Here is a 9,000-nt window from a genome sequence, read left to right on the forward strand (position 1 = left end):
CACAGAGGTTGCAGCCTTATGACTTTTGCGATGACGAAAATTTAGCGGGGGATTTCGGAAAACCGTGCCGCAACAAATGTACTCCCGCTCATACGCTATTGCCTTGGACTGTCCCGGGCAGTTTTCACCCGTCGGGGCCGAGCGAGCGGACCAATCGGATTTTTCTTCGCCGCAGCTAACAATTGTAGCCTCAATTGCGCTGTTTTTGCGCAGCTGGCGGACTTGACGAATAGTTGGTCCTCCTCTGAAATGATTTTCAAGGATGACTTTTGGTTATTCCAGACATGCTCATCCAGTGCGGGCGATTCGCTTCGATGGCGGAGCCTGCCAACCCGAAGCCGAGATGAGCCGCACGGACCGACATCGACAATGTCCAAGCAATCCGAACTTCCGCCATTGAATCCGCTCCACGTCTTTGAGGTGGCGAGCCGCCTTCTCAGCTTCACGAAGGCGGCGACCGAACTGAACGTCACCCAGTCGGCGGTCAGCAGACAGATCGCGGCGCTGGAGGCCGCGATCAACGTCAAGCTGTTCCGGCGCGAGCGCGAGGGCATTGCGCTCACGGAGTGCGGCGAGGCTTATCGCAAGGAGGTGGGGCCGGCGTTCGCGCGCATTCTCTGGGCGACCAACGAGATCCGCGCTAATCGCCTTTCCGATCCGCTTCAGCTACGGGTGTACAGTTCGTTTGCCGCGCGGTGGCTCATCCCGCGCCTTCCGGAATTCAAAAGCCGGCACCCTGGAATCGAGCTGCGCATGAATACGGCGGTGCAGCCGGTGGATTTCGGGCGGGATACGGTCGATATCGCAATCCAGTTCGGGGCGGGCAACTGGCCGGACATCTCGTGTAGAAAGATCATGGATGACGAGATTCAGCCCGTCTGCAGCCCGGAATTCTACAAGCAGACCGGCGGCATAAAGACCATCGATGATCTTGCCAAAGTGCAGTTGATCTCGGCGCGCCTTCGCTCGCTCGACTGGAAGGATTGGTTTGCGGCGCGCGGCCGTTCCGCGCCTGACGGTTCTTTCATGGAGTTCCCGAGCTCTCATTTAGCGTATCAAGCGGCCGCCGCTGGCCTCGGCGTTGCCATGGGGCAGCTCTCGCTCGTTGAAAGCGACGTGCGCGAGGGGCGATTGATGTACCTGTTCGATGGGCCCGTTAAGCGCGACATGGGCTACTACGCCATGTGGCCAAAAGAGCTGTCCCTGAGCAATAATATGCGGCAGTTCCTGAACTGGCTCTATGCCGCCGCCAAGCGTTAGGAAGGCCAATTGCGGCTGGATGCTATTGCTTCAGTTTCAAGGCGTGCGTGAAGCTCAGGTCTGAGGACGTTTCGAGAGTCCACAGGTGTTCCAGCAGCGCTTCCGAGTCCTTCTTCGGCATCACACAGCTTGCCAATTCCATGAACTTGTCGTTCAGCGATTTGTCATCGAGCGGAAGCTCGGGATCGCCGACGCGATGTGGCTGGAAATGATCGAGCGTGCTCCCGTCTTTGAGCCGTATGCTCACCTTCGCGGCTCGCTGAGCCGGGAATAGCTTGTCGATGTCCGGATCGAGCCGAACCACGATCCGAGGCATCAAATCGAGAACACGCGGATCGCTGAGGCGTTGAGGAGTCGCCGCGTCGAGGCGGATACTCTTATGAACAATGCCGCTGGCGACGATGAACGGAAGCGAGAACTTCGCTGCAGCGGGCGTGTCTATTCTGTAGTTGCCGGTGACATTGAATGTCGCGGAGTAGCCGCCAATCTCGATGCCGGCAACGTTCTCGGCCGTGAAGCCGTGCCTCTCTTGCAGGTGCAGAACGCCGTCGAGCGCCGCAAAGATATGACCGCAACAACCGTGATTCTTTATCGTGGTGCGAGAGATATTGTAGTCCGTATTCCGCAGCACGGCGTCCCAGTCGACATTTCGGCCCATGGCGGCGCCGAAGCCGCAATCACCTTCGATCATGTCAGGCGCTGCGAGAACGCCGCCCGCGGCGCTTGCGACGGCGACATGTCCGGCGTCGGCAGCGTGACCCGAATGGAGAGGCTTGATCCCTGCGTCTCCGCGAAAAGCCTGCTGGAGGCCTGCCGCCATGGTCGCCGCAGTCGACAAGGCGTTGGCAAGTTTCTGGCGGTCGAGATCGTGCAAAAGGCCGACGGCGGCCGCTGCTCCGAAACAGCCGACCGTACCGGTGTTGTGCCAATACTTGTAGTGGTTCCGGCCCATAGCCTCGCCGATGCGCGTCGAAACCTCGTATCCGGCAATGACGCTGACGATGAGGTCGAGGCCGGTCTTGTTCAGCGATTGCGCGGCCGACAATGCGGCCGCGATCGTCGGGCTGCCGGGGTGGAAGATGGCCGGCGCAAAGATGTCGTCAAACTCCACCGCATGCGACGCGGTTCCATTGATGAGCGCGGCCAATCGGGCGGGAGCCCGCCGCCCGCTCAGTGTCCAGGCGTTGCCTACGCCGAGACCGTCGACGAGGCCGTTTTCAAGAGCGCGCGCCTGCAGGCTGACCGCGCCCGGCAGGGAGGCCGCGAACCAATCGATGATACAGCGCTTCGCGTCGTGAATGACTTTCTTGGGCTGGCCGCAATTCGATTGTTCTATCGCCAGGTCCGCAAAGCGCAGAGCAACGGGCATGGGCTCGGCCGTGTCGGCAGCCGATCTTTCCTTCACGTCGATCGCGGTCACCGTCACTCCTAACGACAGGCCCACTCGTCTACCTCGACGAGGGCGCGCGAGCGACTGTCAGCCCGTAGAAAGCCAAAAGCCGCCTCTGTTCCATCTGATCAGCTCTTGCGAGCGCTTCCAAGTGAGCAGGAAGCAAGGCGCCATGCGGTAGCGTCATGCTTCGACGACGATACCATCGTGGCATTCGGAATGCGAACAATGTGATGCGCTTTTGGTAGTTGAGGGTTGCGGAATGCGAACCTACGGTGACCGCCGATGCGAGGCGAGATGGCGAAACTGACTGCCGTTGCGGTCGGTCCGGAGCTTTTGGCGGGGGCGGGAACTTATGGCTCTGTACATCGTCAGGCGCAGCCTTTCGGTGATTCCCGTGATGGTGCTTGTCGCCTTCCTGGTTTTCGCGCTTCTCTATGTCGCGCCGGGCGACCCGGCGGAGATTCTGGCCGGCGATAACGCGACCCTTGAGCACATTGCCGCAATCCGCAAGTCGCTGGGGTTGGACCAACCGTTCTTTGTGCGCTTTCTCAGTTGGCTCGCCGAAGTCGCTCGCGGTGATCTCGGCGCCTCGGTGTTCAGCGGAAAGCCGGTGCTCGAACTCATCGCATCGCGGCTGGAGCCGACGTTCTCGTTGATGGCGCTGACCCTCGTTTTCTCGATTTCGACGGCAATCCCGCTCGGGATTCTCGCGGCAAATTACGCCGGCTCGTGGATCGACCGCGTGGTGATGAGTTTCGCCATCTTCGGTTTCTCGGTTCCGGTGTTCGCGACGGGATACCTGCTCGCATACGTCTTCGCGATCGAATTGAAGTGGTTTCCGATCCAAGGATACGCCCCGCTGTCGAGAGGAGTCGGCGTCTGGCTGTCGCATCTCATTCTGCCAGCGATTTCTCTCGGCAGCGTCTACATGGCCTTGATCGCGCGCATTACGCGGGCGTCGATGCTCGAAGTCTTGAATCAGGACTATGTGCGGACCGCGCGCGCCAAGGGACAGTCGCGCATCAACATTCTTTTCATTCACGCGCTCAAGAACGCGGCCGTATCGATCGTCACGGTGATTGGGCTCGGCATGGCGCTTCTCATCGGCGGCGCCGTGGTCACGGAAAGCGTGTTTGCCATTCCCGGTATCGGGAGGCTGACGATCGACGCGATCCTGCAGCGAGATTATCCGATAATTCAGGGGGTCGTTCTCTTCTTCAGCTTCATCTATGTCGTCGTGAATTTGCTCGTCGATATCGCCTATACGCTGATCGATCCCAGGATACGCTATTGACCAGCCAGGCCCGCCTTAAGCGCGATATCGCAAAAGGGGGTGAGATCGTTCCGGCGCCAGAACTGCCGGACGTCTTTCCGCCGCAACGGACTTTGACGGGATTGGCTGGGCTCGTTTGGCGCCACAAGGCGGTGTGCTTCGGAATATTCATCACGCTGGCGATGATCCTGATCGCAGTTTTCGCGCCCTATCTGACCAAGCATGATCCGTCTGCGATCGCTCCGATGACGCGGCTGAGACCGCCGAGCGCCGAGCATTATTTCGGCACGGATATGCTCGGCCGCGACATCTATGCGAGGGTGATTTACGGCACGCGCGTCTCGCTTTCGGTCGGGTTCGTCGTCGCTATTCTCTCGTCCGGCGTTGGCTTGTTCATCGGATTGCTGTCCGGGTATTTTCGGTGGCTCGACGGTCCTATCATGCGGCTGATGGATGGCGTGATGTCCATTCCGGGCGTTCTGCTCGCCATTGCGATGATGGCTCTTTCCGGGGGCTCGCTGGGGACTGTGATCGCCGCGATCACCGTCGTCGAGATACCGCGCGTTGCGCGGCTCGTCCGCGGCGTGGCGCTCAGCATTCGCGAGCAGGCTTACGTCGAGGCGGCCATCGCGGCCGGCACCTCGACACCGAAGATCATGTATCGGCACATCCTGCCAAACACGATGGCGCCGTTGATGGTGCAGGCGACGTATGTCTGCGCGGCGGCGATGCTGCTTGAATCGATCCTCTCGTTCATCGGCGCTGGAATCCCCCCGAGCGTGCCGTCGTGGGGCAACATCATGGCCGACGGGCGGGCTCTGTGGCAGATCAAGCCCGCCATCATCTTCATTCCCGCCGTCGCGCTTTCAATAACGATCCTTGCGATCAATTTGGTCGGGGATGGGCTGCGCGACGCGCTCGATCCGCGCATGGCGCGCAAGGTTTGATATGGCGCTGTTGGAAATCGAAAACCTGCAGGTCCATTTTCGAACGCTGAAAGGAATTAATCGCGCGGTCGACGGGCTGTCATTCAGCGTCGAGGCCGGCGAAATCGTCGCGATCGTCGGGGAATCCGGTTCCGGTAAATCGGTAACCTCGATGTCGATCCTTCGGCTTCTGCCGGAGAGCGGCACAGGGATCGCCGGCGTTATCCGCTTCGACGGACGACCGCTTCGGGACCTGAGTGAAAAGGACATGCAAGGTCTTCGCGGCAACGAGATCAGCATGATCTTCCAAGAGCCCATGACGGCGCTCAATCCGGTTCTTACCGTCGGATATCAGATCTCTGAATCGCTGATCCTGCATCAGCACATCAATCGTGCCGCCGCGATGGCTAAGGCGGAAGAAATGCTTCGAAGCGTCGGCATCGCGGAGCCGGCGCGCCGGCTCGGCGAGTACCCTCATCAACTGTCCGGCGGAATACGCCAGCGCGTGATGATCGCCATGGCGCTCGCGTGCGCGCCGCGTCTCCTCATCGCTGACGAGCCGACGACGGCCCTGGATGTCACCATCCAAGCGCAGATACTCCGCCTGATCCGAGATCTGAAGGACAAGTTCGGAACGTCGATCATCTTCGTCACGCACGATCTCGGCGTGGTTGCCGAAGTCGCAAGCCGTGTGATCGTTATGTATGCCGGCCATAAGCTCGAAGAAGCGTCGACGGTGCAACTGTTCGAGCGGCCGCGCCATCCTTACACCGTCGGTCTGATCGGAGCGATGCCGATTCTCGGCACCTCGCTGAAGAACGAAAACTGGCAGCTCGCGGAGATCCCCGGAAGCGTGCCGAGCACGCTGCAGAAGGCCGTGGGGTGCGTTTTTGCCAATCGCTGCGCGTCGGCGAGGGATGTCTGTCGAACGGTTCGGCCGGGGATGCGGGAGGAGGGCGACGGGCATTTCTACGCTTGCCATTTTCCAGAAGAAGTCGGGCGTCGTCATGACCAGTGACGCTCTGCTGAAGGTGCATGGCCTGAAGAAGCAGTTTCCCATCCGGGCTGGCTTGTTCGGATTTGGCGGCCTGACGATCGATGCGGTGTCCGATGTCTCATTCGAGGTGATGAAAGGCGAGACGCTTGCGATCGTCGGTGAGTCAGGATGTGGAAAGTCGACCGTCGGTCGATGTGTCTTGAAGCTGATCGAGCCGACTGCCGGGAAGATTTACCTGGACGGAGAGCGGATCGATGGCCTGCGCCAACGCCAACTCCGCCCTCGGCGTAAGAAGATTCAGGTCGTCTTTCAGGATCCGTTCAGCAGCCTCAACCCGCGAATGCGCATCCGGGACGCTCTAGCGGAGCCTTTGGAGAATTTCCGTCAGACGGCTTCGCGCCGCGAGACGGATGCACGAGTCGACGAGTTGTTGCGAATGGTCGGGCTGCCGCCGGATTGTGCCGACCGCTGGGCGCACGAATTCAGCGGCGGACAGCGTCAACGCATCGGGATCGCTCGCGCCCTTGCGACGAATCCGCAACTTGTCATCTGTGACGAGGCCGTTTCCGCGCTCGACGTATCGGTCAAAGCGCAGATCGTGAATCTGCTGCGGAAACTGCAGCAGGAGACGGGCATTGCCTTCCTGTTTATCTCTCACGACCTTGCCATCGTTGAGAACATCGCGCATCGCATCGCCGTGATGTATCTCGGCAAGATCGTCGAAACGGCGAGAACCAAGGACATCATCTCGCGGCCTCACCATCCTTATACGCGCGCGCTATTGGCGGCCGTTCCGATACCGGATCCGACGCGGCGGCGAACGAACGGCGTCATTCAGGGTGAGATTCCGAGTGCGACGAACCCTCCCACCGGATGTCGCTTTCACACGCGATGTCCGTTTGCCTTCGACCGTTGTCGCAAGGAAGAGCCTCAACTGGGCGATCGCGGCGGCGATCGTTTCGTCGCCTGCCACCTGCCGGAACTGCCGGAAATGCCCGCTTCGACTCCGGCGGTGCTGTCGGCTTGAGGGATTTTAGGAGAACGGGAATGACGTCGAGATGGCCACAGGACGCGCGCTGCGTTGTCAACATAACCGTTGATTTCGACGGCTTGTCGAATGAGACCGGCAAAAAGCTGCTTCCGATCGGAAAATACTCGCATGGGCGCTATTCCGCGAAACGCGGCGTGCCACGCTTTCTTGAACTGTTCGAGCGGCTCGGTATCAAGGCGACCTTCTATGTGCCGGGCTACGACGCCGAGTGCTTCCCCGCGGCCGTCCGGTCGATCGCCGACGCAGGGCACGAGATCGGCGCTCACGGCTACCTGCATGAAGCCTACGATCTCGGCGAAGAGGAGCCGTTTTATCTGCGCAAGACGCATAAAATCCTCACCGACTTATTGGGTGCGTCGCCCGTCGGCTGGCGCAATCCCGGCGGCGGCAAATCGGACCTGACGATCAAGGTCCTTCGCGAGCTCGGATACATCTACGACTCGAGCGAGAAGGCTGCCGACTTTCCCTATTTCCCCGTCGTCGCGGGGCAGCGGCTGCGCGATTTCGTCAATCTTCCGGATAACACATCGAGCTTGGATGACGCGCCGTTCTACCGGGACAGCATGACACCGCCGTCCGAAGTCTGCGAGCAGTGGAAGGCCGAGTTCGACACGGCTTACGCGGAAGGCGGCTACTACGATCTCATCGTTCACCCGCGCAGCGGCTTCGGCTCCGGCGGGCCGACGCGCGCGAAGGCTCTCGAGAACGTGATCCTCTACATCCAGCGGCACCCGGGCGTGCTCTTTCAACGGCAGGTCGAAACCGCGCGCTGGTGCTTGCAGAATCCCGACCTTTGGCCTGAGCGGACGCATCCTTGGAGTGGCCGGCAATGACACAAATCGAACAGGCGACCGGCGGCCTCATGGCCGTGACGGTGAACGTTCACGGTGCCTCCGTTGAGCTCCGCGCCGTGAATGAGGAGCGTCTGGTGGGGCGCTATGCCTACGGCAATTACATGCCGAACGGCGTGGACCGGCTGCTTCGTCTCTTCCAGGCGCTGAATGTTCCCGCGACATTCTTCGTGCCCGGTCGTGAGATCGAGCGGCATCCGGGACTCATCAGGGAGATCCGGGATGCCGGCCACGAGATCGCGGCGAACGGATATGCTCTTGAGGACCACTCGGCGCTGGGTGATGCGGAATTCGAGGCGCTGAAGAAGGCGCATGGGATCATGAGCGACTTTCTCGGCGAGGCGCCGCTCGGATGGCGCGCTCCCGATGGTTTGATGTCGATGAAGACGCTCGGCTATCTCACTCAGCTTGGCTATCTCTACGACAGCAGCTTCCAGGATGACGATTTTCCCTATCGTCTCGATGACGACGGCGGCGTCGGCATGATCGAGATTCCGCAAAACCCGACTTTGATCGATCAGAATCTCTTCTCGATCAAACAGCCGGACGCGCGCGTTCTGAAGAACTGGAAGGAAGAATTCGAAGGACTGCGGAGTGTCGGCGCGTTCGTTTGTCAGACCTTGCACCCGAGACAGGACTACGGGGTCGGGCGGGCACCGCGAATGATCAAGCTGGAGGAGTTCTTGCGTCACACGCAGTACAGCCCTCAGCCCGTTGTTTTCAAGACATGCGCCGATATCGCGAAGACCGCACTGGCGGCGTGAGCGCGACGCGTAGGCAGGCACGGGAGGCGAGGGCCGTCATGTTCGAGCGGATGCTGGTCTGCGGGGCCGGCGCAATTGGCGGCACGATCGCCGCTTTTCTTAAGCGGTCCGGACATCCCGTTGCCGTGGCGGACCTTGCGGAGGATCATGTCGCGGAGATCCGAGCCAAGGGTCTGCGGATCACGGGCCCTATCGCGCAATTCACCGTGGCTCTTGACGCATCGGCGCCGGACGAGATCGAGGGCCCGTTCGATCTGATCTTGCTGGCGGTCAAGGCGCAGCATACCAAGCCGGCGGTTGATATGATCGGAGGCCATCTTTCCTCCAATGGCCTCCTCGTCTCCGTGCAGAACGGCCTCAATGAACTCCTGATCGCTGATCTCATCGGGCGGGATCGCACGATGGGCTGCTTCATCAATTTCGGGGCGGACTATATCGCGCCCGGACACATCGAATTTGGCGGCCGTGGGCCGCTGATGCTCGGC

9 protein-coding genes are annotated in these 9,000 nt (G+C 60.6%); 8 read left to right on the top strand and 1 reads right to left on the bottom strand.

Features of this window, described 5'->3' with window-relative positions; all coding sequences use genetic code 11:
- The first annotated feature begins 369 nt into the window (after positions 1–369).
- Complete coding sequence (gene gcvA / locus AB7F49_RS20575; protein WP_428525746.1) at positions 370–1,260, top strand: transcriptional regulator GcvA; 891 nt, start codon at positions 370–372, stop codon at positions 1,258–1,260.
- A 22-nt stretch (positions 1,261–1,282) separates the two neighbouring features.
- On the opposite strand, the gene AB7F49_RS20580 is transcribed toward gcvA, so the two are convergent.
- Positions 1,283–2,680, bottom strand: coding sequence for an MmgE/PrpD family protein (locus AB7F49_RS20580; protein WP_428525747.1), 1,398 nt, complete (start codon positions 2,678–2,680; stop codon positions 1,283–1,285).
- 325 nt (positions 2,681–3,005) lie between these two features.
- On the opposite strand from AB7F49_RS20580, the gene AB7F49_RS20585 reads away from it, so the two are divergent.
- From AB7F49_RS20585 to AB7F49_RS20615, 7 genes are all read left to right on the top strand, one after another.
- Complete coding sequence (locus AB7F49_RS20585; RefSeq protein ID WP_428525749.1) at positions 3,006–3,947, top strand: ABC transporter permease; 942 nt, start codon at positions 3,006–3,008, stop codon at positions 3,945–3,947.
- Positions 3,944–4,873 (top strand): ABC transporter permease, encoded by a 930-nt coding sequence (locus tag AB7F49_RS20590; protein ID WP_428525751.1) that lies wholly within the window; start codon positions 3,944–3,946, stop codon positions 4,871–4,873. Before AB7F49_RS20585 ends, AB7F49_RS20590 begins: the two co-directional genes overlap by 4 nt.
- Position 4,874: 1 nt before the next feature.
- Positions 4,875–5,870 (top strand): ABC transporter ATP-binding protein, encoded by a 996-nt coding sequence (locus AB7F49_RS20595; RefSeq protein WP_428525753.1) that lies wholly within the window; start codon positions 4,875–4,877, stop codon positions 5,868–5,870.
- A complete protein-coding gene (locus AB7F49_RS20600) occupies positions 5,860–6,876 on the top strand; it encodes an ABC transporter ATP-binding protein (RefSeq protein ID WP_428525755.1) in 1,017 nt (338 codons plus the stop codon). The genes AB7F49_RS20595 and AB7F49_RS20600 overlap by 11 nt, the downstream gene beginning before the upstream one ends.
- Positions 6,877–6,896: 20 nt before the next feature.
- The gene (locus AB7F49_RS20605; protein ID WP_428525757.1) at positions 6,897–7,733 is read left to right on the top strand and encodes a polysaccharide deacetylase family protein; all 837 of its coding nucleotides are present in this window, start codon (positions 6,897–6,899) and stop codon (positions 7,731–7,733) included.
- The gene (locus AB7F49_RS20610; RefSeq protein ID WP_428525759.1) at positions 7,730–8,515 is read left to right on the top strand and encodes a polysaccharide deacetylase family protein; all 786 of its coding nucleotides are present in this window, start codon (positions 7,730–7,732) and stop codon (positions 8,513–8,515) included. The genes AB7F49_RS20605 and AB7F49_RS20610 overlap by 4 nt, the downstream gene beginning before the upstream one ends.
- A gap of 38 nt (positions 8,516–8,553) precedes the next feature.
- Positions 8,554–9,000: ketopantoate reductase family protein (locus AB7F49_RS20615; protein WP_428525761.1), on the top strand; the 447-nt coding region annotated here is incomplete at its 3' end.

The organism is Pseudorhodoplanes sp., assembly GCF_050250235.1.
GTDB lineage: Bacteria > Pseudomonadota > Alphaproteobacteria > Rhizobiales > Xanthobacteraceae > Pseudorhodoplanes.

Excerpts from the sequence above, each read along its gene's own strand:
- gcvA (WP_428525746.1), top strand. The coding sequence starts at position 370 with ATGTCCAAGCAATCCGAACTTCCGCCATTGAATCCGCTCCACGTCTTT.
- AB7F49_RS20585 (WP_428525749.1), top strand. The coding sequence starts at position 3,006 with ATGGCTCTGTACATCGTCAGGCGCAGCCTTTCGGTGATTCCCGTGATG.
- AB7F49_RS20595 (WP_428525753.1), top strand. The coding sequence starts at position 4,875 with ATGGCGCTGTTGGAAATCGAAAACCTGCAGGTCCATTTTCGAACGCTG.
- AB7F49_RS20600 (WP_428525755.1), top strand. The coding sequence starts at position 5,860 with ATGACCAGTGACGCTCTGCTGAAGGTGCATGGCCTGAAGAAGCAGTTT.
- AB7F49_RS20605 (WP_428525757.1), top strand. The coding sequence starts at position 6,897 with ATGACGTCGAGATGGCCACAGGACGCGCGCTGCGTTGTCAACATAACC.
- AB7F49_RS20610 (WP_428525759.1), top strand. The coding sequence starts at position 7,730 with ATGACACAAATCGAACAGGCGACCGGCGGCCTCATGGCCGTGACGGTG.